This is a genomic window from Microcoleus sp. Pol12B5 (genome assembly GCF_036701335.1).
Taxonomy (GTDB): Bacteria; Cyanobacteriota; Cyanobacteriia; order Cyanobacteriales; family Microcoleaceae; genus Microcoleus.
Genome location: NZ_JAUBQQ010000021.1, coordinates 45,190 through 66,982, shown reverse-complemented (window position 1 = coordinate 66,982; position 21,793 = coordinate 45,190). Strand labels below are relative to the sequence as shown.

At 46.1% G+C, this 21,793-nt stretch carries 21 protein-coding genes; 7 read left to right on the top strand and 14 right to left on the bottom strand.

Going from position 1 to position 21,793, the window contains the following annotated elements; genetic code table 11:
- Positions 1 to 82: 82 nt before the first annotated feature.
- Positions 83 to 307, top strand: coding sequence for a hypothetical protein (locus QUA24_RS12750; RefSeq protein ID WP_006635912.1), 225 nt, complete (start codon positions 83 to 85; stop codon positions 305 to 307).
- Between the two features lie 761 nt (positions 308 to 1,068).
- Positions 1,069 to 1,320 (top strand): TIGR02450 family Trp-rich protein, encoded by a 252-nt coding sequence (locus tag QUA24_RS12745; protein ID WP_242725377.1) that lies wholly within the window; start codon positions 1,069 to 1,071, stop codon positions 1,318 to 1,320.
- Positions 1,321 to 1,543: 223 nt separating this feature from the next.
- Here the strand turns inward: QUA24_RS12745 and QUA24_RS12740 are convergent, their stop codons facing one another.
- The 5 genes from QUA24_RS12740 to QUA24_RS12720 form a co-directional block, all read right to left on the bottom strand.
- A complete protein-coding gene (locus tag QUA24_RS12740; protein ID WP_333230099.1) occupies positions 1,544 to 2,656 on the bottom strand; it encodes a M24 family metallopeptidase in 1,113 nt (370 codons plus the stop codon).
- A 101-nt stretch (positions 2,657 to 2,757) separates the two neighbouring features.
- On the bottom strand, positions 2,758 to 3,846 hold the full coding sequence (galT, locus tag QUA24_RS12735) for a galactose-1-phosphate uridylyltransferase (protein ID WP_333230097.1): 1,089 nt from the start codon (positions 3,844 to 3,846) through the stop codon (positions 2,758 to 2,760).
- A 224-nt stretch (positions 3,847 to 4,070) separates the two neighbouring features.
- Positions 4,071 to 5,750 carry an AarF/ABC1/UbiB kinase family protein gene (locus QUA24_RS12730; RefSeq protein ID WP_333230096.1) on the bottom strand — a complete coding sequence of 560 codons (1,680 nt, stop codon included), beginning with the start codon at positions 5,748 to 5,750 and terminating at the stop codon, positions 4,071 to 4,073.
- 443 nt (positions 5,751 to 6,193) lie between these two features.
- A complete protein-coding gene (locus tag QUA24_RS12725; RefSeq protein ID WP_333230095.1) occupies positions 6,194 to 8,419 on the bottom strand; it encodes an ATP-binding protein in 2,226 nt (741 codons plus the stop codon).
- A 526-nt stretch (positions 8,420 to 8,945) separates the two neighbouring features.
- Entirely contained in the window at positions 8,946 to 9,824 is an 879-nt protein-coding gene (locus QUA24_RS12720) for a hypothetical protein (RefSeq protein WP_333230094.1), read from the bottom strand.
- Positions 9,825 to 10,001: 177 nt separating this feature from the next.
- On the opposite strand from QUA24_RS12720, the gene QUA24_RS12715 reads away from it, so the two are divergent.
- A complete protein-coding gene (locus tag QUA24_RS12715) occupies positions 10,002 to 10,550 on the top strand; it encodes a LeuD/DmdB family oxidoreductase small subunit (RefSeq protein WP_333042404.1) in 549 nt (182 codons plus the stop codon).
- Positions 10,551 to 10,650: 100 nt separating this feature from the next.
- Here QUA24_RS12715 and QUA24_RS12710 read toward each other — a convergent pair whose 3' ends face one another.
- Positions 10,651 to 11,073, bottom strand: a complete 423-nt coding sequence (locus tag QUA24_RS12710) for an NUDIX hydrolase (protein ID WP_333165904.1) — start codon at positions 11,071 to 11,073, stop codon at positions 10,651 to 10,653.
- A gap of 153 nt (positions 11,074 to 11,226) precedes the next feature.
- The gene (locus tag QUA24_RS12705) at positions 11,227 to 11,658 is read right to left on the bottom strand and encodes a DNA-binding protein (RefSeq protein ID WP_333165902.1); all 432 of its coding nucleotides are present in this window, start codon (positions 11,656 to 11,658) and stop codon (positions 11,227 to 11,229) included.
- 144 nt (positions 11,659 to 11,802) lie between these two features.
- Here QUA24_RS12705 and folD point away from each other — a divergent pair, with 144 nt between their 5' ends.
- The gene (folD, locus tag QUA24_RS12700; RefSeq protein WP_333230092.1) at positions 11,803 to 12,672 is read left to right on the top strand and encodes a bifunctional methylenetetrahydrofolate dehydrogenase/methenyltetrahydrofolate cyclohydrolase FolD; all 870 of its coding nucleotides are present in this window, start codon (positions 11,803 to 11,805) and stop codon (positions 12,670 to 12,672) included.
- A 255-nt stretch (positions 12,673 to 12,927) separates the two neighbouring features.
- Here the strand turns inward: folD and QUA24_RS12695 are convergent, their stop codons facing one another.
- From QUA24_RS12695 to QUA24_RS12680, 4 genes are all read right to left on the bottom strand, one after another.
- A complete protein-coding gene (locus QUA24_RS12695; RefSeq protein WP_333230090.1) occupies positions 12,928 to 13,809 on the bottom strand; it encodes a TauD/TfdA family dioxygenase in 882 nt (293 codons plus the stop codon).
- A 109-nt stretch (positions 13,810 to 13,918) separates the two neighbouring features.
- Positions 13,919 to 14,698 (bottom strand): class II aldolase/adducin family protein, encoded by a 780-nt coding sequence (locus tag QUA24_RS12690; RefSeq protein ID WP_333211691.1) that lies wholly within the window; start codon positions 14,696 to 14,698, stop codon positions 13,919 to 13,921.
- A 57-nt stretch (positions 14,699 to 14,755) separates the two neighbouring features.
- Positions 14,756 to 15,538, bottom strand: a complete 783-nt coding sequence (locus tag QUA24_RS12685) for a methyltransferase domain-containing protein (protein ID WP_333211689.1) — start codon at positions 15,536 to 15,538, stop codon at positions 14,756 to 14,758.
- Positions 15,539 to 15,636: 98 nt separating this feature from the next.
- Positions 15,637 to 16,125 (bottom strand): GNAT family N-acetyltransferase, encoded by a 489-nt coding sequence (locus QUA24_RS12680; RefSeq protein WP_333230088.1) that lies wholly within the window; start codon positions 16,123 to 16,125, stop codon positions 15,637 to 15,639.
- A gap of 111 nt (positions 16,126 to 16,236) precedes the next feature.
- Here QUA24_RS12680 and QUA24_RS12675 point away from each other — a divergent pair, with 111 nt between their 5' ends.
- Entirely contained in the window at positions 16,237 to 17,118 is an 882-nt protein-coding gene (locus QUA24_RS12675; RefSeq protein ID WP_333230086.1) for a LysR family transcriptional regulator, read from the top strand.
- 56 nt (positions 17,119 to 17,174) lie between these two features.
- Here the strand turns inward: QUA24_RS12675 and QUA24_RS12670 are convergent, their stop codons facing one another.
- A complete protein-coding gene (locus QUA24_RS12670; protein ID WP_333211683.1) occupies positions 17,175 to 18,380 on the bottom strand; it encodes a transposase in 1,206 nt (401 codons plus the stop codon).
- Between the two features lie 271 nt (positions 18,381 to 18,651).
- Here QUA24_RS12670 and crtE point away from each other — a divergent pair, with 271 nt between their 5' ends.
- Together crtE and QUA24_RS12660 are read left to right on the top strand one after the other, a co-directional pair.
- On the top strand, positions 18,652 to 19,578 hold the full coding sequence (gene crtE / locus QUA24_RS12665) for a geranylgeranyl diphosphate synthase CrtE (RefSeq protein WP_333230084.1): 927 nt from the start codon (positions 18,652 to 18,654) through the stop codon (positions 19,576 to 19,578).
- Between the two features lie 14 nt (positions 19,579 to 19,592).
- On the top strand, positions 19,593 to 20,051 hold the full coding sequence (locus QUA24_RS12660) for a divergent PAP2 family protein (protein ID WP_190658220.1): 459 nt from the start codon (positions 19,593 to 19,595) through the stop codon (positions 20,049 to 20,051).
- 74 nt (positions 20,052 to 20,125) lie between these two features.
- Here QUA24_RS12660 and QUA24_RS12655 read toward each other — a convergent pair whose 3' ends face one another.
- Both QUA24_RS12655 and QUA24_RS12650 read right to left on the bottom strand, forming a co-directional pair.
- Positions 20,126 to 20,629 (bottom strand): YbjN domain-containing protein, encoded by a 504-nt coding sequence (locus QUA24_RS12655; protein ID WP_333211678.1) that lies wholly within the window; start codon positions 20,627 to 20,629, stop codon positions 20,126 to 20,128.
- A gap of 176 nt (positions 20,630 to 20,805) precedes the next feature.
- Positions 20,806 to 21,702, bottom strand: a complete 897-nt coding sequence (locus tag QUA24_RS12650) for a ferritin-like domain-containing protein (protein ID WP_333230082.1) — start codon at positions 21,700 to 21,702, stop codon at positions 20,806 to 20,808.
- Between the last annotated feature and the right edge of the window lie 91 nt (positions 21,703 to 21,793).

Sequence of the window (21,793 nt, the reverse complement as noted above, 5' to 3'; positions counted from 1 at the left end):
CATACCAAGTGGTTTTAGAGTTACAATCGGAATCAAAGCATCGCTATTTAACTGAGTTCTTTACTTACTTTTACTTTCAGCTATGAACGTGGATTTTATCAAAGCCCAAGTCAGGTTGCTACAGGGTGCAAGTTCATCGGAGCGAGAAACCCTTATTAAAAACATCGGCGTCTGTGCTGGCGTGATCCGACCGGGAGAGTACGTGACGCCGCAACGGAAGCACGCTATCACTCTCTGGCTGCAAACAAATGCGGTTCGCCTCCGACTTCCCCAACTTCCTCTGGACTTATCAGGCCAAAAGCCTTAGCAGAGAAGTCATCAAGAGGTAGCGACAGAATCAAAGAAATTAGTCAATCTTACCTAAAAGTGCGTTTTTATTGAGCTGTACAGGATCAATGAAACACGATTAAGATTGAAAAAATGTTTGTAGGGAAAGTTGGGCTCGAAAACACGCCTGTGGATAAAGAAGCGGCCGACCGCCTTGCTAGAAACAGGAAGTGAACATCAAACCTGCTCTAAAAGTAGATTTGAGTAAGTTTCACAGAAAAGATTATTCTGCACAACTATAACCTGGGTTATTTGCTTTTAGATTTGAGATTCACGATTTAGCTCGTACAGGATAAATTTGCTATTTGTGGATCGCTTGAAAAATTATCCTATTCAATAGGTATAACTAATTACAGGGGCAGTCATTGAACTGCCCTTACTTTTGAAGCCCGATGCGAAACTGCTGCAAGTTACAATAAACACATCTACTTGCAGATAGAGTTTAGGTGAACTCTTACGTAAGCTGCTGCGGATCTATATTATTTGGTATGTTCGAGAGAAGGGGAGAGGGGGAGAGGATTTGACGAGCTTTAATAGGGAATTAATATCATCAAACAGAACGAGTTATAGCAATCCTTGCAGAAATCGTACAAAGATGTAGGGATATTGCCTTTCTTTGCCTACCCCGGCCTCATGGGGGCAACCACGGGGGAGTTTGCCCCTACAAGAATTACACAAAGGATTTAGGATGGCTATATTACAATTCACTTGCTTTCTAATATATTTTTCCACAAAAATACTGTGAGCAAAAAACAAAAATTTCCTTATTTAGTTGGTTCCCGATGGACTTCACACCAAAAAACTTGGGGGTGGCGACACTTTCAAGTCGTCAACCGAAAAAACGAAGGTAAATGGGTATTTGCAGAAATGGTGGCGGCTTGCGATCCAAATGTCCGTTTTTGGCTGAACGCCGCACAGCTCAAAGATAGATCGCTCTGGCAAGCTGGATGGCAGTCTACGCAAGAATTAGAGGAACTAGAAACTGCCGACTAAAAGACAGGGCTGTGGGGTAGAGTGAGGGGAACTTCCGTCGCCTGCTGCTATCGTTCCCATCCAAACCAATACGGAGTGAAACTTTGCAGGTTTTGAAAAATCTTTTACATGACTACAAGTTCGGAAACCCTTATGTGGCAGCGTTTTTGCTTAAGTAAGTCGGTTTAATGCGTTTTGTAGGGTAGTGTACTCTTTTCTCTACTAAAGCGATAAGTTAAATTGACTAAGGTCGATCGTCCCATATTTCCAGCGGCACAGGGCGCAACCTTCCCGCTACTTCTACACTCGGCCAATTCGGATCAAAAGTCAAATTTTCCAACGTTCCATCGCTGTGAAGTAAAAACGTATCCTCAATTTTTGCTCCCGACAAACTCGGATTCCAAGCCACAGCCATATTTTCTGCCAAAATATCTGAAGTAGCCGGATTCGCCACAATTTCGCGCGCCAAATATCCGGTAGTTCCGCCTTGATGGTGTTCCGCAATTGCTTGAGGATATCCGTGCTCTTCATAAGCAGTTTTAAAGGTATCATAAACCGCATTCAGCGTTACTCCCGGCCGGCAAAAATTTAGCGCCGTGGCTTCAATTTCTCTGACTTGTCGGTGCAACTCCGAATGCTCTTCCCCAAGAAAATCGAAACAAACAAATCTAGTTAAATTTGCATACAAGCCCCATCCCCTCGCGCAAAATACTAACATTGCTTGTCGTCCAATTTGTTCGGCAGTTGCTGTGGCGTGGCGGTACAGTGGCAAACGCCTTTCTCCAGCAACTAATGTCAGCGCTGGATGCAAACCTCTCGCCCACAAAGCCTCTGCACCGGCTCCAGCTAGCTGATATTCTGTCCATGTTGGTTTGGCTGCAGAAAGTACCTCTGTCATAGCTTCGCTGGCTAAACGCCCGACTCGTCGGTATCGCTCTAATTCGCTTGACATCATTGTCTGTTTGCGAGACTGTAAAGATGCGATTATTGGTGTTTCTTGGGCATTTGGTCGATCGCTCATGACGTTACCCCCACCAGTAATTTGTTTGACGAATGCTTCGCGCTGTGCAACATCTGCCCAAGGATAGATGTGCATTTGAAAGTTCGCTGGCAATTCCTCGTCTTGTAAGCGTTGAGCTTCGATTTCATCGGTGAGAACCCAAGCTGTTTCGGCGGTGATTAAAAGTTCTGCCACTCCGGTTTCTGCGGTTAGCAATACTGTATGGGAACCGCCGCCTGTTGCCCAGGCAAACCAATCAGTGCCGCGCAAACGAAGGGCGATCGCTTTTGTTTCGGTTAAGGTTTTGCGGATGAATTCGAGTTTTGTATCGACTTCTTGGTTTAATGAGTTTATCATCTGCTTTCTTGCATCTAAATTATATTTTTAGGGCGGTCGGGACACTCCACGAATAAGGAAGAAAATTCATTATTTTAGTCAGAATTTCCTCAATCTAAAATCTAAAATCTAAAATCGATAGATACTGCTTGCAATTCTTTAGCTTTTTCTTCTGGTAAAGCGTCATTGGCAAACATTCCGGCGGCGAGTTCGGTTCCTGCGAGGTATTTTAGCCGATCGCTCGATCGATAGGGCGGATAAAATTGGGCGTGCAAATGCGCTTCTGGATGGGGTTTCCCGTCTGTGGGCCCTTGAAACCAAGCCATCAAATAAGGGAACGGGCGATGCCACAAACCGTCATATTTGAGGGTCACTGTTTTTAAGGCCTTAGCGAGTGATTGCCGCTGTTTTTCCGTCAAATCTATAAATGTAGCAGCAGGGGCGATCGGGGCAATCCACACTTCGTAAGGGTAGCGGGCACAAGCGGGGACAAAGGCAATCGCCTCGGAGTCTAAATAAATAATTCGCTGTTTGTCAGCAATCTCTTTTTGAATCAAATCTTGCAGCAAGCCGGAACTATTTTTTTGATAGTAAACCGATTGACATTCTAACATCCGTGCCGGCACCGGTGGCACGAACGGATAAGCGTAAATTTGACCGTGGGGGTGGTGCAAAGTCACTCCGACTTCGACGCCGCGATTTTCAAAGGGCAAGACGTATTGAATTTCGGGATTGCTGCCGATAACTGAAGTGCGATCTGCCCATACTTCTAACAGCAATTCTAAGTGAGATAATTCTAAAGAACCGAGGGAAGCTAGCGGATCTTGAGTAAAAACAACAACTTCGCAAATGCCTTTAGCTGGCAAAGTTTCTACAATATTTGCCGGTGCGTTTTTGGCTTGCAAAGTCATGGAGGGAAAGCGGTTGTCAAACACTGCCACATCGTAATCTCCCGGCGGCAATTCTGTCGGAAACTTAGGGTTAATTGTAGCTGCCAGCGGGTTGTATTCCGGCGGCGGCATGAAAGTTCTTCCCTGACGGTGGCTGGCGTATGCTACCCATTCCCCCCGCAAAGGATGCCACCGAAAGTGCGGGTTTGCCTCTACGGGTTCATTGCTGGGACTTACGGCCGCGATACCTTCTGGGATTGGATAGCGGCTGTACAGTGTGAGTGGGCGGCCGTCTGGTTTTAGCAATTTTTGGGCGTACATTTTTTGTAGGGGCGGGCGATCGCGTTTAATATATGTTAGGAGTATAACTTCGTGCTTTGAGAATCCGCCCCTACCTAAAGTCGCAAATTATGTTAACAAGTTTACTTGGCGGTACTAAAGTCAGCCTAACGTCTGCTATTGTGGAACGGGCCCCAGAGATCGGATCTGGATTCAATTTAAATGCGTAGCAGCTTACGATCGCAATTCTCAATTACCCAGTATATTTATTGATCGACCATTCGATCGAGCTTTTCCTTAACCAACAAGTCTAACAACGAGCGCAACACAAACAAGCCACCGAATCCCGAAACCGCAAAAGCTGCGATCGCCCCCGTTTGATATCCGCCCACGAACAGCACTGCACCCGACAAAAACACAAAACCAGTCAAACAAGCGAAAATTAGAGTTTTTAGGGCTAAATTAATGCGTTTCAATGCTCTTTCGCTCTCGATATTTCGCACTCTTATTTGCAACTCGCCATCTTCTATCCGTTTCTCTAAACGTTTGAAAAACACTTCGGCTTTACTTGGCTGCTGCAACTTATATGTAATAAAACTTCGCGCTTGCCTTGCCAATTCTCCGATCGCATTTCCTCGCCCCTTGCTCACCGCAATACTTTTGACAAAAGGCTGAGCGGATGCTAGGAAATTATAGTCAGGGTCGAGAGTTCTAGCAATGCCGTCGAGAGTCGTCACCGACTTGATAATAAACATCATTTCTGCAGGCAAGCGAAACGGTTGCTGCTCGAACATGATGTAAAGTTCGTTCTTAATTTCATTAAAAGCTTGAAAGTCGATCGGCTTATCAATAAACTTATCCAACAGAAAAGCAATCAGCCTGCGTACCGGCATCATATCCGGCATCGGCTCAACCAAGCCGATCTTAATTAAAGTATTGATTACCTCGTCAGTATCCTTTCTCATCACAGCAAAAAAAGTCTTAACCATTTGGTCTTTAGCCAGAGACTTCACCTCAGCCATCATCCCAAAATCGTAAAAAATCAAGCTACCATCTTCTGTCACCGCCAAATTTCCCGGATGCGGGTCAGCTTGAAAAAAACCGTCAATTAACAACTGTTTCAAATAACAGCAAATCCCAAGTTGATTGAGCTTCACAATATCGACTCCAATCGCCTCTAAACTAATGCGGTCATCCACCTTAATCCCTGGTGCATATTCTAGAGTGAGCACTTTTTTAGTAGTGTATTGCCAGTAGACTTTCGGGACAATAATCTGAGGATATTCTCGAAAATTATGGCTAAAGCGATCGGAATTTTTACCTTCTTGCAGGTAGTCAATTTCTTGATATAAAATCTTAAAAAACTCGTGATAAATAGATTCTAGGTCATATTTGCGTGTCGCAGGCAGATAGCGATAGCAAAAACGCATCACTTGGCGCACCGCCTTTACATCTAAATCAAATAAACTTTCCAAACCCGGACGCTGCACCTTGACAATCACATCTTCCCCGGTGTGCAGCCTTGCTTTGTGCACCTGTCCCAGACTCGCAGCAGCGATCGGCGACGGGTCAAAATCGCGGTACAAAGCATAAATATCCTTGCCTAACTCTGATTCTACAAGAGCGATCGCCTCTTCGGAACTAAACTGAGGAACCCGATCCTGCAACTGTTCGAGTTCCTTCACATACTCAAGCGGCAACAAATCCGCCCGAGTCGAGAGAGACTGCCCGATTTTAATAAAAGTCGGGCCTAAATTCAGCAAAGTATTGACCAACCAATGAGCGCGAATTCTTCTTGTATGAGGCGAATTATTTTGCAGCAGTGCGTCCCACCACAAAAAAAACATAAACCTTCCCGCCGCTGCAAAAATGTCTATTTGCCGTGCCAGTGGCGAATATTTAGAACGTTGCCAACGCAGGGTTTTAGGTGCTGCTTTTGTGAGCATAATATTGGCGATCAAATTCCATGCACCATGACAATTTTTAGGGAACCATCCAGGACGCAGAAACCCGCTGGTACGAAAATACGGGTTGCAGGCCTTTGAAACAGTTAAAAAACTCAGTTTCTTTGGTCTATACTGCGTAATATCATAATCCGACTATACAATTATAATTAACTTCCTAGTAAGTAATACAAGTCCTGATTAATTCATAAATATAGGACAGTCGCACTCACTACAAACAGGCGCTCATTACGAGCCAATAACCAGACATAATATAAGTCCAGTAGAAAATCAGCAATCGAGAACCGGCAATTTAGACGGCAACTAGATCAACAATTCAAAACAGAGGACTTGGTAGTGTTTACGACATTTCCAAATCTCTCTCTTCTGGCAAGTCTTCTCATTTTGCCTATTCGCTGCCAATTCCCAGCAACTTCTCAACCGAACTATTCTTCTACATTACAGAGTGCCACTGCAAATTGCGGCAGAGTCAAAGTAAAAGATGTGCGCCACAAAGTGTCAGCTTCTGAACTTTCTGCCGGACAGCTAGATACATCAATAGTACCATTCAAGTGCTGCACTAAACACTTTACCAGCGCCAGACCTAAACCCGTACCGGCGATAGCTTGGTCAGTAATGCCAGTGCCACGGCGGAACTTATCAAAGATGTGGGGCAAATCAGCAGCAGAAATGCCACGCCCGAAATTAGAAATGCTCAGGACAATATAGCCGGCTGCCTCAGACGCCTCCAAAACTACCGCCGTTCCAGAAGCAGAGTATTTTCCAGCATTCGTCAGCAGTTCCAGCAGTACCCGATTGAGAATGTCCAGATCAGTTTCCCAGCAAGGGGTCAACTTGGGCAAATCTACCTGCAGAGTCAATTGCTTATCCGCCCACTGTTTTTCAAAATCCCTAACTAAATCTTGAAATAAACGGTTGAGATCGATTTTGATTATAGAAATCGGGACTTGCTGAGGCTCAAACTGCTTGAGGGCCAGCAAATCGTTAACCAGAGCAGTTTCCTTAGAACACTGCTGTTCTAGAATGTCGAGATACTTAGTCCGATTCGCTGACGGCAGTTCAGCTTGTTTTAGCATCAGAATCGCCAGCTTCATGATTGTTAAAGGGGTACGCAACTCGTGACTCAGAGTGCTGAGAAACTCGTCTTTAATCAGCTTCAATTTCCGCATTTGCTCTAGCTGATTAGCAGATTGCTCGTACAGTTTCCCCTGCACGTCGAGGCTTTGCTGCAACTGAGAGGTTCTGTCGAAGACTAAGGTTTGCAATTCCTTAATCGTTTGAGTTTGGATAATCATCTTGCTCACTTGAGCGCTGACTGATTCGAGAACTTCTAATTCTTCCGGGTTCCAATTGCGCGACTTCGAGTGCTGCAAAACCAAGAAACCCAAAACAGTTTCCTGGTAGCTACGGCCCGTGAGGGGAACCAGGAGCAAGCCGCGAATATCTTGGAGTTTCAAAATTTCTGTGGCTACTTCTTGTTCTTTGCCGATTAATGCGCCTGCGTCAGCGAGGGCGAGGGGTCTGGGTGCGCTGTGGAATGCTTGGTGGCACAAATTAGATTCTGACAGCCAAAAAGCGGGATAGTTATTTGGTTGTGAGTTGGGGATTTTGGATGGGGAATTAGCAGTTTTATCTTTGTTTTTTGTTTGGGATGTTGAGCTTTTTTTTCGGGTAGCGCTTTTTGCTATTGGCTGTTTCTTTGGATTTTTTTTTGCAACGAATTCGCAAACTAATTCGATTTTCGCTTTGGGAGTTTGATTGGGGGAGCGAGTTGTAAATAGAGGATCTGTATATTTCAATAGCAGGATTTGGCCCCTATCTACTTCCAGGGTATCGACGGTATTTTCAATAACTTGCTGCAATATTCGATCGACTTCTGAATTTGTGTCGATCGAGGCAGCAACTGACATGAGTAGATTTTTGTATTTAGCTTGTCGCTGTAACTGTTCGTTTAAGCTGGCAATTTCTTGAGTTTTTTGAATGTGAGAAATCGCGCTGCCGATCGCGTCTGATGCTGCTTCAAGGCGCTGCCGATCGGCTACCGACCACTCGTGAGGTTGCGACTTACCAACAATCATCATCCCATTTACAGCCCCTCCAAATCGCGCAGGCCCTGCCAAAATTGCCCGAAAAGGCAGGGCATTTACAGGGGAATTGGGCGATGAAGCTGCCGGAATATCAAGATAGTCGGATATCGCCACTATCTCGCCGTCTCCTAGGACGTTTGCCCAAACAGGATGTTCGAGTGATATGCTAGGCGGTTTTAATCTAGGGGTTTGGGGGTGTTCCGGTGTTTCGGTGGAATCGGCAACACCGGCAACATAGGGGAAATCGCTGCTATTTTGCCAGTAAGCATTTGGATGTACTACTTTTTGGTCAACCACAGCAGTAACTAAACAGAAATCTGCCCCCCATGCAACCCCCAAAGTATTGGCTATTTGCAGCAGCAGGAGTTCTAGATCAAAGCTGGTGGCGAGAATTTGGCAAATTTGTCGCCCAAGTAGGGCAGGATCGACCTGGTACTGCATAAGACGATCCAGAAATTTTTGGACTGGTACTGGTTCTGCGATTTGCGGAAAATACAAAGTGCAAGACTCTGACGGCGATCGGTAGATCGAAGTAAAGTCTTGATTTCCCTGGCGATCGATCATGGCAACCAAGCCTTTATTCTAAGATGTTTGAGCCGGCTCCCGCTGCCAATCTAGAACCTTTCCATAACTGTCGGCTTGACCGTTATGAGCCTGCTTTCTGTGTTCCAGCCGTTCGGCGGGTCGCTCGATATGTAAAAATATACCCAGATATGACCGAGTTCTATTTTCCTGTTTTCTACCCTTCGATCTGTACGCAATGAACTTTACCATCCTTTACCGGATGATTATTAATCTCATTCCCGCTAATTTTGACGGTTATTAGTAGCATGAAGCTTGTCTAGAGACCGCTTAGTGACACCCCTCTTCTAACTGTGTGATGTTTCCTATTTAAGTTTGTGATCCTAACAAATTTTTATTGTGATACAAATCCGCCGATAGAGTAACGCTGATCGCAAAAATTCAAAATCCCCAAATTATCACTCATAACATAGCTGAGAGTTTCCGAGTTTTGACTCAAAAACTCATTTTTCACAACACCTAGAGCCGAATAGTGAAGTCTACGGTTAAATTTATCTCACTTACCTGCTTACTTATTTTGTGCTTCCTGTTGGGCTTTATCGCTATTTTGGCGGTAAAGTGCTGTCCGGTTCTGAGCCGTTGTGTAGCGGGGATGCTTGGAAGGCACGGCGGCCATCAAATCGGAAGCTTGCTGCCACTTAGCAGCTACGACTAACCAATCCTGGCGAGATTGAGCGGTTTTGCCCTGGGTGGCTGCTTGTTCGGCTACTCGGACTGCTTGAGCAAAAGAGTCAACAGCAGAATTAACAGTCTCCTTAGAAATTTTCAAAGCAGGTTTTGCCTCCGAGGAAGGGGCAGTTGCTACGGCTTGGGTGGTGGCTTGTTTGCTGTTTGGCACTTGGGAATTAAGTCCTTTGTAGATGGCAGTTGCTGCTGCCAACAACAGCACGGTCAAGCTGATGCCGCCGACGATACCGCGCTGAAATTGCCGCGGTTGTTGCATCGATCGAGGTATAGCCATTCTCGGCAAAGCCCGCTTGCCTGCCACAGCTTGTCGTTCGTGATGGTTGCTCAGAGCTAAACGCTTGAACAAATTCGGCTTTCGGAGTTTAATTTCTTGAGACCACAAAAGTTGATTATCCGGATCGCGGCTAATTTCTTCCAGCCACAGCAGTTGGTGTTCTCGGACAAGCCGGCTGTTGATGTTGACTCGGCGAATATTGTGGGGCGAAATGCGTTCCAAAATTTCTCTGACTCGATCGACCAAACTAGACTCTTCGAGCAGTTGGGGCGTTGCAGCTTCGCACAGCAGTTGCAGCACGCCGTCTGCAAACACGGCTCGGGCCCTCACCCCTACCTGTGCCAGTTCGTCATTAAGGATTTGAATAATCGATGCAACCGAGCCCTCGCGAGCTTGTCGAGCAATGTCATCTATTGGATTTGCCATAAAACTATCTTGACGCTTAGCAATTGTTAATTGTTAACCCAAAGTCTCGGATCTAATTTTTACTCATACAGGTTATCACTGACACTGCCAGGTTAAAATAAACAGATGCAAATCTTGCATACGGATCCACTTAAAATTATCACCACAGCATCGAGCGAGGCTAACAGGAAATAAACTATGGGTAAAGTAATTAGCGGTCAAATTTTTGTTGTAGACGACAACATCGATACAGATCAAATTATCCCGGCAGAATACTTGACCCTGGTTCCCTCGAAGCCGGACGAGTACGAGAAACTAGGCAGTTACGCGATGATTGGCTTGCCCGATCGCTACGGTAAGTTTATCGAATCCGGTGAACAAAAAACCCGGTATCCGATTATCATAGCGGGCGAAAATTTTGGCTGCGGTTCTTCGCGGGAGCACGCTCCGATAGCTCTGGGGGCCGCTGGCGTCACAGCGGTGGTAGCTTTGTCTTACGCACGCATTTTCTTTCGCAATTGCTCGGCTACTGGCGAATTGTACCCGATCGAATCAGTCGAGCGACTCTGCGACTTGTTTGTAACCGGCCAAGAAGTGACGATCGACTTTACAGCAGAGGTAATTGTCAACCACACTCTCGATCGAACTTTCTCGCTCAAACCTTTAGGAGAAGTAGGCCCCGTAATTGATGCCGGAGGATTGTTTGACTACGCGCGCCAGACGGGAATGATTGCGGCTCGCTCTTAACTGTTAAACCCCCTGCAATGTAGGGTGCGCGGCTCTGCCGTCCACCTTACGAATATCTCTTTGCTCAAACCGCTCCCATCTAGGGTGCGTGGAAATTTTCTCAAATCGAGTCAATAAAATTCAATAAAATACGCTGGTGAGCAATGCCAAAAGGTCGCACATCTCCTGACTGCTCAGAATAGCATTTGCCGGCCCGAATCTGCTCCGGGGTCAACAACTTCATATCCCAACCCTCCAGCAAAACTAAATCCTTGACATCCGCACTAAGTTGTCCGTGAAAAACGTGGCGAACCACATCTTTTTCGACATCGCAACAGAAAAAAGAAACACTTGCAGGAGCATAGCAAATTTCCTCTGATAATTCCCGTAATACAGCCACTTCCGCAGTTTCTCCCGGTTCCAAGTGTCCGCCAAACAAAGCCCAATGTCCGGGATACCTGATATGAGGAATATCGTCTCGCAACTGACAGAGAAACTTGCCGTCTTGGTACAAAATCGCGATCGCAACGTGAATTTTAGTCATGTGTTATTAGTCAGTAGTCAGTAGTCATTAGTCATTAGTCATTAGTAATTGAACACGAATACACGGATGAATTATGGAGTATTCCTCAGATATTAAATAAGGAAGAGGGAACAAAGAGCAATTATCAAATAACAAACAACAAATAACCAATGCCTATTTCCCCTTGTCTGAACTGGGAGTGCGCTTTAACTGTTCCATTTCCTCAACATAAATTTCACCTAAATCTTTTCCGGCTAATTCCTTCAGAGTAATACTCTTGTAGCGGACTTCTCCCTTCAGCAGCACTTCATCGCCAAGCTGGGGCAAATCTTGCTTGGTTAAAATCCAAATACTGCCAGTACCATCCTCAAGTTGATAAGCCGCATTCCCTACAAATGGAGCGCGATTTTCTACCTTTCCCCGAAGATAAACTTCAGCATCCACTTGCCGCTTTTGTTGAACGTCGCCAATGCTAGCAACATTAAAACCAAGATTAAGTTGAGACAGAGGTAAATTGCCGCAACTGAAAAAACCGCTGGCGAGGATTAGCGATAAAGAGCCGGTGCAGAATCTTTGAACCCAAACTTGCTTAATTGCAGTAGTCATTGGTCAACTGAGTTGAGATTTGAGATACGACTTACTTTAACAGAATCCCCAGAATCGATCGCAAGTAAGAAATTTCTCTAGTGTAGTCCTTGACGAGGATTAAGCTAAAATCTAAAATCGTCAGCCCCTAACCCCGAGTCTACAATGGATGCCAAAACTGCTCAAATACTAGATGGCAAAGCTTTAGCGACAAAGATTCAAACCGAGCTGAGCGATCGAGTCCGCACCCTACAACCCCAAAAGGGCCGTCCTCCCGGACTTGCGGTGCTGATGGTGGGCGACAACCCAGCTAGCGCAGCCTATGTTCGCAATAAAGAGCGAGCCTGCGCTAAAGTTGGCATAGCTTCCTTCGGCCAGCATTACCCCGCAAACGCTACTCAAGCCGAACTAGAACTTGCAATTCGTGCGCTCAACGAGGACGATCGAGTAGACGGCATTTTAGTGCAATTACCACTACCAGAGCACTTAGATGCAATTTCGCTGCTGTACCAAATTGCCCCCGACAAAGATGCTGACGGACTTCACCCTGTAAATTTAGGCCGTCTCGTGCGCGGGGAGGAAGGTTTGCGAAGTTGTACTCCCGCCGGAGTGATGCGGTTATTGCAGGAATACCAGATTGATTTGAAAGGAAAAAATGCCGTTGTATTGGGACGGAGTATTTTGGTAGGTAAACCTATGGCGCTGATGCTATTAGAAGCCGATTGCACTGTTACTGTCGCTCATTCACGGACGAAAAACCTAGAATCGATTACCAGCCAAGCCGATATTCTAATCGCCGCCGTCGGCCGCACAGAAATGATTACAGCTAATATGGTCAAACCTGGATCAGTAGTAATTGATGTCGGTATTAACCGCGTCGTCAATCCAGACGGTACGAGTCGTTTGGCCGGAGATGTTGATTTTAATGCTGTTAAAACAGTAGCCGAATTTATCACGCCGGTGCCAGGAGGAATCGGGCCGATGACTGTTGCTATGCTTTTGGAAAATACGGTTGCGAGTTACAGTATCAAGTAGTCTTTAGTCATTAGAAATACACCTAAGTTAGGGTGCGTCGCTGCTAAAAAATTGGGTGAAAAAATCGAGTTTTCAGGAAGCAACGCACCTACAAATATTGCAGTTAATGCTGTCAATCAAAAAAACACTTTCAAGCCTAGCTGACGCCAGAAAAGACTACGAGCTGCGATCAATGATGACTACATAATGAAAATTATCAAGTCTTTTTTCCCAGTCTGATTGAGATGCTCTTACCGTGATTGCGTGGAGTTGGATTTAGAATGGAAACGCTGGAGAACATAACCGCAAATAAATATCTCGTTGATGATCAGAGAAAGCTCTTCTTCCATGCATTATCCTAGTATTGTCAACCATTAGAATATCCCCTGCTTGCCAGGATATCTCTGTAGTTATTCTATCAGCCACTTCATTAAGCTCAGAAACAATATCATCAGTAATTTCTGAATTATCCTCAAAGAAAACAGTGTTTTTATATCTATGTTTTGCTGGCAATAAGCTGCTGATAAAGGTCGGATATTTCCCACATCTACTAGGATGTATTGCTGGACAAATATATTGAAGATCAATGGATTCATCGTCATTTATTTGCAACAATAAATTATTCCTTATACAGGTCTGTTCTACTACTTTTAAATCATTAGTTTTGTATTGCTTCTGCCAAGCATCTTTATTCAAATGACCAACATACTTTAGTTTTTTCTTGCTAAATAACTCTTTGAGGGGACTACTCAGTTCATTAAAAAATTGCCTCCCATCACATAATATTGTTTCACCATCTTGTGATGCTGGATGAGCACAGAAGAACCAAAGCATCAACGGAATATCTTGCTGATAGTACATTTCTCCATGTAATTTAATCTCGTCCTTAAAATCATTGACGCTTAAAATAGTTGCATTCCCATTAATTACTCGGCGATTAAAGACGCCTCCGGTGTAATCTAGAAAATCTTTACTAAGGGAGTTAGTGAATTGCGTAAAAGTGTCAACACTATTTTCCAACCCTCTAAACAGCAAGAAACCATAAGATTTAAACAGGTTAATAATTTCTTCCCTGTCCAGGTCTAAAATATTAATATTATCCGTATTGATGATTTGTTGACCAACATTTTTTGATAAAAGCTGTGTATTTACCTTCATATCTATCTCCTAGCTATTTTCTACTGTGTACAGAGCGTGGTTGAAACAATCAGTGCCGATTCATTGAGATTTCTAAATAGTCCTTGATTCAAAATACATCAAACCTGCTTTACTCCAGCAGTTCAGGTTGTTGATGTACGATTAATTCGTAAAGCGGTTGAAAGCTAAACCAGCCTACCTGATGTGAGCCTACCTGGCGCTGCGCCAGACGAGCATTGTCAGAGTCGATAAGGATGGGGGTGCCAGCCGCCTCTGCCATCAACTGCGCCTGACAAGAACGTTCCATTGCCACAAACCACCAAGCCGCTTCATCAACTGAATGACCCACCGTGAGTAGACCGTGGTTGCGGAGGATAATGGCTTTCTTCTCTCCTAGTGCTGTTGCTATGCGCTTGCCTTCCTGAAGCTGGAGAACTACTCCCGTGTAGTCATCAAACAGGCTGTGGTCTTCGTAGAAGGAACAGGCATCTTGGGTGAGGGGGTCGAGGAGACGACCGAGGCTAGACCAGCTTTTGCCGTAAATTGAATGAGCGTGTGCTGCTGCCACGACATCAGGACGGGCTGCATGAATTTGAGAATGGATTGCATAAGCTGCCGTGTTAATAGGCTTATGCCCCTCTATAACTTCACCCTCATGGTTCACCAGCAGCAGGTCGCTGACCCGGATGAGACTGAAGTGTTTACCCAACGGATTGACCCAGAAGCAATCCAGGTGTTCAGGGTCGCGGACGGTAATGTGTCCCGCGACGCCCTCACTAAACCCGAAGTGTCCAAACAGACGTAAGGCTGCTGCAAGGCGCTGCTTGCGATGACGGCGTTCTTCCTCGACCTTAGCAAAAGTCGGAGGATCAAAGATGGATTGAGGTTCTTTTTCTTTTAATGTAGGCATAGAAGGCGTGTCAACTTAATTTGACAGGGTTGGGTGATTTTAAGCTAATTTTGATCTTCATACACAATTTAAATAGGAATTTTTGACAGCAACAACGCGAATTCTGCGGTAATCTGCAATCCAATTACCATCGCGGTACAGCGCCGAGCGCAAACGTTCTTCAACTGCGTTAATTACCTGCGATCGCACATCATCAGACAACCCCGACAAAAACCCGCCAGCAAACATTTCAATCCAATTTACCATACCCGCGCTGCCACCTTCTAGGGGAGTCGGGCGATCGAACAAAACCGCATAACCCACATCAAATCCCTGCTTTTCCAAAAGCCCAGCATACTCGCCAATACTCGGAAAATACCAAGGATTAAGCGCTTCAGGCTCCTCGCAGCCAATTTCTGACAAAACACTCAAAAGTGCGCGGACGATCGCATCCACATTCCCCCTACCGCCAAACTCAGCCACAAAACACCCTCCCGGCTTCAGCGCTTTTTCCACACAATTAATCACAGCATCCGGCTGCTTAATCCAGTGCAAAACTGCATTAGAAAACACAGCATCTAACGGCTTTTCTACTTGAAAATTCCTCGCATCTGCGACGGAGAAATTAATGTGAGGATAGTTAACTTTTGCCGTGGAAATCATTGACAAAGATGAATCAAAACCTTGCACCAAAGCACCCGTTTGAGCAATTTTTTCAGTTAGCTGCCCCGTACCGCAGCCCAAATCCAGAATTTGTTCACCCGCCTTCGGATCTAGTAACTCCAAAAGCGATTCACCGTACCGCCAAACAAAAGCATGATTTCCCTCATAAAGAGCGGTATTCCAAGAATTTTGTGCCATGATAACTACCCTAAATCTGTCTTCTATTTATCTGTTTTATCTGTTTTCTCTGTGTTCTCTGCGGTTAACAAAAAACCTTCTTCACAAAACCAATCAAATTATTTGTTAGCGAGTTGGGCGAGCGCACTTCCATCAATACGGCAAACCCTAATATTTTCCAAAATCCGCGCTCCCTGCTTTTGATAAAAAGCAATTCCCGGCGCATTGCCAGTATTAACAGTCCATTCAATCCGCCCGCAATTTGTGGACTCAGCAATTTGTGCTAAATACTTTAACAGCGCTGTACCGACTCCCATACCGCGCATAGGAGCTTGCACAAATAAATCATCAAGCCAAAGACACGGCTGCGTCAATAAACTTGAATATGAGAAATAAAAAAGAGCAAAGCCTACCGCTGTTCCTGCAACTTCAGCCAACAAAACCCGCACTAGTGGAGGCTGGCAAAACAAGGTTTCCTGCAATTTATCGGCTGTTGCTTTCAACAGATTTTTACATCCATCAAACTCGCTTTTTTGTGAAATAAAATCCAGGATTAATTCCAAATCTGCCAGCTCTGCTTCTCTAATTTTGATATCCAAATTAGCCATTGTTTAATTCTCAATCTCGCCTATTAATCACTGTATTAAATGCCATCATAAATGTCCAATATATGTTTAACTAACAACTTATACTTTTAAAATATCAATGATTGGGGAGCTATGGAACTTCGGCATTTGCGTTATTTCATTGCAGTTGCAGAGGAACTGAATTTCACTCGTGCAGCGGCAAAACTGCATATTGCTCAACCTCCACTGAGTCAACAAATCCAGCATTTAGAGGCAGAGTTGGGGTTTCAACTGTTTCGCCGCACCAAGCGGACGGTGCAGTTAACGGCAGCGGGACAGGTTTTTTTCGAGGAAGCCGGGAAAATTCTGCAGCAAGTCGATCGAGCAATTCAACTCGGCCGACAAACCAGTCGGGGCGAACTCGGACAATTGACGATCGGCTTTGTGAGTTCTGCTGCACACAACGTGGTTCCAGCGATTTTGCAGGCCTTTCGCACTCGGTGTCCCGCCGTTAAGCTCGAACTGCACGAACTGACGACAAACGAACAGTTGCAGCGGCTGCGGTTCGGGCAAATTGATATCGGCTTCGTGCGCCCTCCGGTTGAGGAAGACGGGATAAATTCTGAAATCGTTTTTCGAGAACCGCTGATCGTGGCATTGCCAGAAACGCATCCGGCGGCCGATCGCACGCATCTTGAATTACGCGAACTTTCCACGGAACCGTTGATTTTATTTCCCCGTTCCCAGGCTCCGGGATTGTACGATGCGATCGTCAGTCTTTGTCAGCAAGCAGGTTTTAGCCCGATCGCGGCTCAAGAAGCAATTCAAATGCAAACCATTGTGAGTCTGGTAGCGGCCGAGATGGGAGTGGCGATCGTCCCTGAGTCGATGCAAAATTTTCAGCGCAGCGGGGTTGTTTACAAATCTTTGCCAGAATCAACCTGCATTGTGGCGATCGCTCTAATTTGGCGCAGCGATCCAACGGCGGCGGTGCAGCGGTTTTTGGAAGTCGCCAGACAGCAGCAGCGGATTTGAGATTTGATATTTGAGATTTTGACATCCTCCCCGGCCGTACCGCAGGATTCCAAGAATCACTTCTTGGGCTTCCTCTTTCCACGACTCGGCTTACATTGAGGAGTTGCCTCACCAATGCAGAGGTCGATGTCTCCAGAGGCGTTTAACGTTCCCATGTGCCCCACGGTACGGAGTGCTAACTCAAGTATGTTAATTGCCGCATTCCAGTCTCGGTCTATTACAAAACCACAATGGTGACAGCGATGTGTTCTTTGACTCAAAGACTTCTTGATGACTTCCCCACAGTTGGAACAGTTTTGAGAAGTGTAGTGCGGTGGTACGGCAACCGTTACCACACCAAACACCTTGCCAAAATATTCTAACCATTGACGGAAAGCCGACCACGCAGCATCAGATATAGACTTTGACAGTTGTCTGTTTCTAACCATGTTACGCACCTGCAAGTCCTCATAGGCAACCAAGTCGTTAGACTGGATGACGCATCTTGCCAACTTCACGGCAAAATCTTTACGCTGCCTACTTACCTTGAGGTGCTTTCGACTCAGGCGATTTCTCGCTTTGACTCTGTTTTTCGACCCTTTGGTGGTGCGAGAAAATTTACGACTAAGACGCTTTATCGCTTTCTCGGACTTTCTCAGATGACGGGGGTTCTCGATTGTCTGACCGTCAGAATCGGTGTAGAAGTGAGTCAATCCAACATCCAGTCCAACAGTCTTACCCGTTGGCTTTCTCTTCTCTACCCGTTCTTGGTCAAGGCAAAACTGAACGTAGTACCCATCAGCTCTACGAACAACACGCACTCGCTTAATCTGCTTAAACTGGTAGAAGTGCAGGTCACGAGTTCCCCACATCTTGAAGCTTCCGGCTTCAAACCCATCAGTGAAGGTGATAGTTCGTCTATCGAACGACAACTTCCAGCCCGTTGTTTTATATTCAACAGAGCCATGTGTTTGATGCTTCTTAAAGCGTGGAAAGCCTTTCTTCCCAGGCTTGTTTTTTTTGCAGTTGTCATAAAACCGAGCGATAGAACTCCAAGCCTGATCGGCAGAAGCTTGTCGAGCTTGGGAATTAAGTTTGCCGGCGAACGGAAACAATGCGGCGAGAACAGCGCAATAGGCGCTCAACTCGTACTTACCCATCCCCTTGTTGTCCAACCAGTATCTAAGGCAGCTATTGCGGACAAAGCGAGCAGTACGAATGGCTTCATCGAGCCGCTCGTACTGCTCGCTTTGTCCCTCTAGTTTTGCCTCAAAAACAAGCATACTTACGCTGACATAACTAGCGTAAGTATACCACAGTTAAAGAAAGCCGTCCTAGAAGGACGGGGCTTTAAACCCATTATTTTTGGTAAATTTTAGATTAACTGGCAATTTGACAAACTTATCAAAACTCAAAGATTTTCTGTGCAACAACACCCGTAGAATGATTAATTGATGCTCGGAGTTCGAGCAACTACTGCCGTAAAAGTCGGCACGATGCGACCCCAACGGCTCACAATATCCCATATAAATATTAAGTACAAGAGAGCAAGGGATGGTATTGGCAACAGAAATGGGTTCGTCCCAACCGGAATCCTCTTTCGATTTATCTACTTATCTAGTCAAACGAAAAGAGGCGATCGAGGTAGCTCTCGACAGTGCACTGCCGGTCATCTACCCAGAGAAAATCTACGAAGCAATGCGCTACTCGCTGCTAGCGGGGGGCAAGCGCCTGCGTCCGATCCTGTGTCTGGCTAGCTGTGAACTGGCAGGTGGCACTACATCTATGGCAATTCCGACAGCTTGCGCTTTGGAAATGATCCACACGATGTCGCTGATTCACGACGATTTGCCGGCAATGGACAATGACGACTACCGGCGCGGCAAACTGACGAACCACAAAGTCTACGGCGAGGATATTGCCATTTTGGCTGGCGATGGTTTGTTGACCTATGCTTTTGAATTTATCGCCACTAAAACTGAGAACGTACCCCCCCAACAGGTGTTGCAGACGATCGCCCATTTAGCGCGGGCATCGGGTGCTGCTGGACTCGTAGGCGGTCAGGTGGTTGATTTGGAATCGGAAGGAAAGACAGATGTTTCTCTGGAAACTTTGAATTACATTCACGCTCATAAAACAGGCGCGCTGTTAGAAGCCTGCGTAGTTTGTGGGGCAATTCTGGCTGGTGCCTCGGCTCCCGATTTGCAGCGGCTGTCTCGTTTCGCTCAAAATATTGGGTTGGCTTTCCAGATCATTGACGACATTTTGGATATTACTGCTACCCAAGAAGAACTGGGCAAAACTGCTGGCAAAGATGTTCAAGCAGGAAAAGTCACTTATCCCAGTTTGTGGGGAATTGAGGAGTCTCGGCGCCAAGCCTCGCAGCTTGTTGCTGATGCTAAGGCTCAATTGGCAGTGTTTGGGAGCAAAGCTCTACCGCTGCTGGCTATCGCCGATTTTATTACCAGCCGCAGTAACTAGAAATACTAAACACTATGCAGGAAATTTGCAGCGGCATATTCAACAATCATGTACTCGTGGTTGCTTTGCTCGCTTGTCTGGCGGCTCAGATCATGAAGTTGCCGATCGAGTTGGTCAAAAATCGCAAGTTTAATCTTCAGTATTTGGTAACAACGGGGGGAATGCCCAGCGCTCACTCGTCTTTTGTGGGCGCTTTGGCTGCTGGAGTGGGACAAACGATGGGATGGGAAAGTCCGGACTTTGCGATCGCTGCGATCTTTGCAATTATTGTGATGTACGACGCAGCAGGCGTCCGCCAAGCAGCCGGCAAACAAGCTCGCATCCTCAACCAAATTATTGATGAGTTTTTTGAGGAAGATCACAACCTTAATGAGGCTCGCCTGAAAGAGTTGCTGGGACACACTCCTTTTCAAGTGCTTGTAGGTTTGGGGCTGGGAATCACGATTGCTTGGATCGCAGGGCCTGCATATTAGTTAACTGTTAACTTTTAACTGTTAGTTGTTGACTGTTGACTGTTGACTGTTAACTGTTAACTGTTAACTAATCACTACTGACCGAATTCTGCTTGCAGAATATCGTCATTATCATCGGCGATCGTGGCGACAATAGTAATAACCCGAGAAATTTCCCCTGCCGAGATTTCGGCGATGGTCCGAGTCGATATTACCGCAACTTGATTGTCAACAATGGCAAAATGAGATTCCAAAGTAGACAGCCAATTCATTTCTAGAAGTTTCCGCATTAATTGAGCTTCATTCTTCGCTGGCAACTGCAGTACAAAAGCCCAAACAGTCAAAGTATCCTCTTCGGTTTCGCCGGTGAGTTGCACGAACACTTCAACACTGCCGTACTTAAACTTCCAAAGATGTCCGCCAGCTTCATTTTGACCGACCATCACTTTTTGGTCTACAGCCATGCTGGCGATGACAGTTTCAATTTCTTCTGCATAGGTGACGGCTGTGGCTTTTTCGACCTGCTCAGAGGCGATCGCGCTTTCACTCGATAGGCTTTCTGCGGAAGCTGTTTGTATGTTCGGCTCGCTGGTAGTCATAATTATATTTAGATGGAAAACTATTCCAATAATCAGTTTACTGGCTAAAGCTTAAAATTATGACTTTAAATAACTGGTTCCGAGGCTAGGCCTGGGAACCAGTTAATCTCGCTTGTTTGCGGAGGCAGACGCAAGTTGGACTTGCAAAGCGGTTTCAACCAGGTTCGCGATCGTATTTAAGCCTTGGGCTTAGCCGCCGCCGGCTTCTTCTCAATGGTATTCAAGCCGTTGAGGAACATGGGCACCAATTTCTCCATAAATGCCTGGGGGTCGCGGTTCCAGGCCCGCTGAGCTACATCGACTCTGGTCATTTGCAGGTCGGGGGCCAGCAGGCTTGCGGGCAAGCGTTCCATCAGGTATTGCGGGCGTTCCCACATCGGCATGGTGTTGGCAATATCAACTAGGCGGGTGACGCGACGGAGTTCTGCCCCCAACATGATATCCATGCCCGATTCAAATGCTGCTTGTTCGATCGCTACATACTTGCGCTTTGCCTGTTCCACCTTCTGGCGGTGTTCCGGGCTTTTGGCAGCTATAGAGCCGAGCCAGCGGTTGCCCCAGCGGACATGACCAGCTTCTTCTGGAAAAATCTTTTCGATTGTTTCGCGGATTTTGATGTTTTCTGCGGTTTGGGGAGCCTGTTTGAGGGCGTGGATGTGCGCTGAGAAGTATTCGCAGCCCCGCTTCTCGGTGACATTGATTGCGGCTAAAACTGCAATTATACCGTCATCGAGGTTCCGGTATTGCTCTTTGTTCAGCAGGCGGTCAAATTCGTCAATGTAGGAGATTCCCGGCGGCGTTCCCACATTTTGGCCGAGGTCTACCAGCAAGTCGGTGAGCCACATCGCGTGTCGCGCTTCGTCGGAAATGTGCCGGGAGAGGTCGCGCACGAGTTCGGCAGGTTCCCCGTCTAGCCGTTCGATCACGTCGGTGAGGTCTTTGCAACTACGCTGTTCGCTGTAGCGGTAGCGGTTGAGGGTGATCAAGTGAATTTCGCGATCGCGCACTACATTAGCTAAGATTTCGCGCGCTCCCATAGCGTTGCGAAGCTTGCGGGGATAGGCAACAGTCATGCTTTTATGTTGTTTTGTAAAGATACTTATATAAGTGTAACGCACTTTTTTCGACAACCAATTACCTCCCAAGGCAGAAAGTTATTGTTTA

Coding starts and splice junctions, on each gene's coding strand:
- QUA24_RS12750 (WP_006635912.1), top strand. CDS start 83: ATGAACGTGGATTTTATCAAAGCCCAAGTCAGGTTGCTACAGGGTGCA.
- QUA24_RS12740 (WP_333230099.1), bottom strand. CDS start 2,656: ATGATAAACTCATTAAACCAAGAAGTCGATACAAAACTCGAATTCATC.
- galT (WP_333230097.1), bottom strand. CDS start 3,846: ATGTACGCCCAAAAATTGCTAAAACCAGACGGCCGCCCACTCACACTG.
- QUA24_RS12730 (WP_333230096.1), bottom strand. CDS start 5,750: ATGCTCACAAAAGCAGCACCTAAAACCCTGCGTTGGCAACGTTCTAAA.
- QUA24_RS12725 (WP_333230095.1), bottom strand. CDS start 8,419: ATGATCGATCGCCAGGGAAATCAAGACTTTACTTCGATCTACCGATCG.
- QUA24_RS12720 (WP_333230094.1), bottom strand. CDS start 9,824: ATGGCAAATCCAATAGATGACATTGCTCGACAAGCTCGCGAGGGCTCG.
- QUA24_RS12715 (WP_333042404.1), top strand. CDS start 10,002: ATGGGTAAAGTAATTAGCGGTCAAATTTTTGTTGTAGACGACAACATC.
- QUA24_RS12710 (WP_333165904.1), bottom strand. CDS start 11,073: ATGACTAAAATTCACGTTGCGATCGCGATTTTGTACCAAGACGGCAAG.
- QUA24_RS12705 (WP_333165902.1), bottom strand. CDS start 11,658: ATGACTACTGCAATTAAGCAAGTTTGGGTTCAAAGATTCTGCACCGGC.
- folD (WP_333230092.1), top strand. CDS start 11,803: ATGGATGCCAAAACTGCTCAAATACTAGATGGCAAAGCTTTAGCGACA.
- QUA24_RS12695 (WP_333230090.1), bottom strand. CDS start 13,809: ATGAAGGTAAATACACAGCTTTTATCAAAAAATGTTGGTCAACAAATC.
- QUA24_RS12690 (WP_333211691.1), bottom strand. CDS start 14,698: ATGCCTACATTAAAAGAAAAAGAACCTCAATCCATCTTTGATCCTCCG.
- QUA24_RS12685 (WP_333211689.1), bottom strand. CDS start 15,538: ATGGCACAAAATTCTTGGAATACCGCTCTTTATGAGGGAAATCATGCT.
- QUA24_RS12680 (WP_333230088.1), bottom strand. CDS start 16,125: ATGGCTAATTTGGATATCAAAATTAGAGAAGCAGAGCTGGCAGATTTG.
- QUA24_RS12675 (WP_333230086.1), top strand. CDS start 16,237: ATGGAACTTCGGCATTTGCGTTATTTCATTGCAGTTGCAGAGGAACTG.
- QUA24_RS12670 (WP_333211683.1), bottom strand. CDS start 18,380: ATGCTTGTTTTTGAGGCAAAACTAGAGGGACAAAGCGAGCAGTACGAG.
- crtE (WP_333230084.1), top strand. CDS start 18,652: ATGGTATTGGCAACAGAAATGGGTTCGTCCCAACCGGAATCCTCTTTC.
- QUA24_RS12660 (WP_190658220.1), top strand. CDS start 19,593: ATGCAGGAAATTTGCAGCGGCATATTCAACAATCATGTACTCGTGGTT.
- QUA24_RS12655 (WP_333211678.1), bottom strand. CDS start 20,629: ATGACTACCAGCGAGCCGAACATACAAACAGCTTCCGCAGAAAGCCTA.
- QUA24_RS12650 (WP_333230082.1), bottom strand. CDS start 21,702: ATGACTGTTGCCTATCCCCGCAAGCTTCGCAACGCTATGGGAGCGCGC.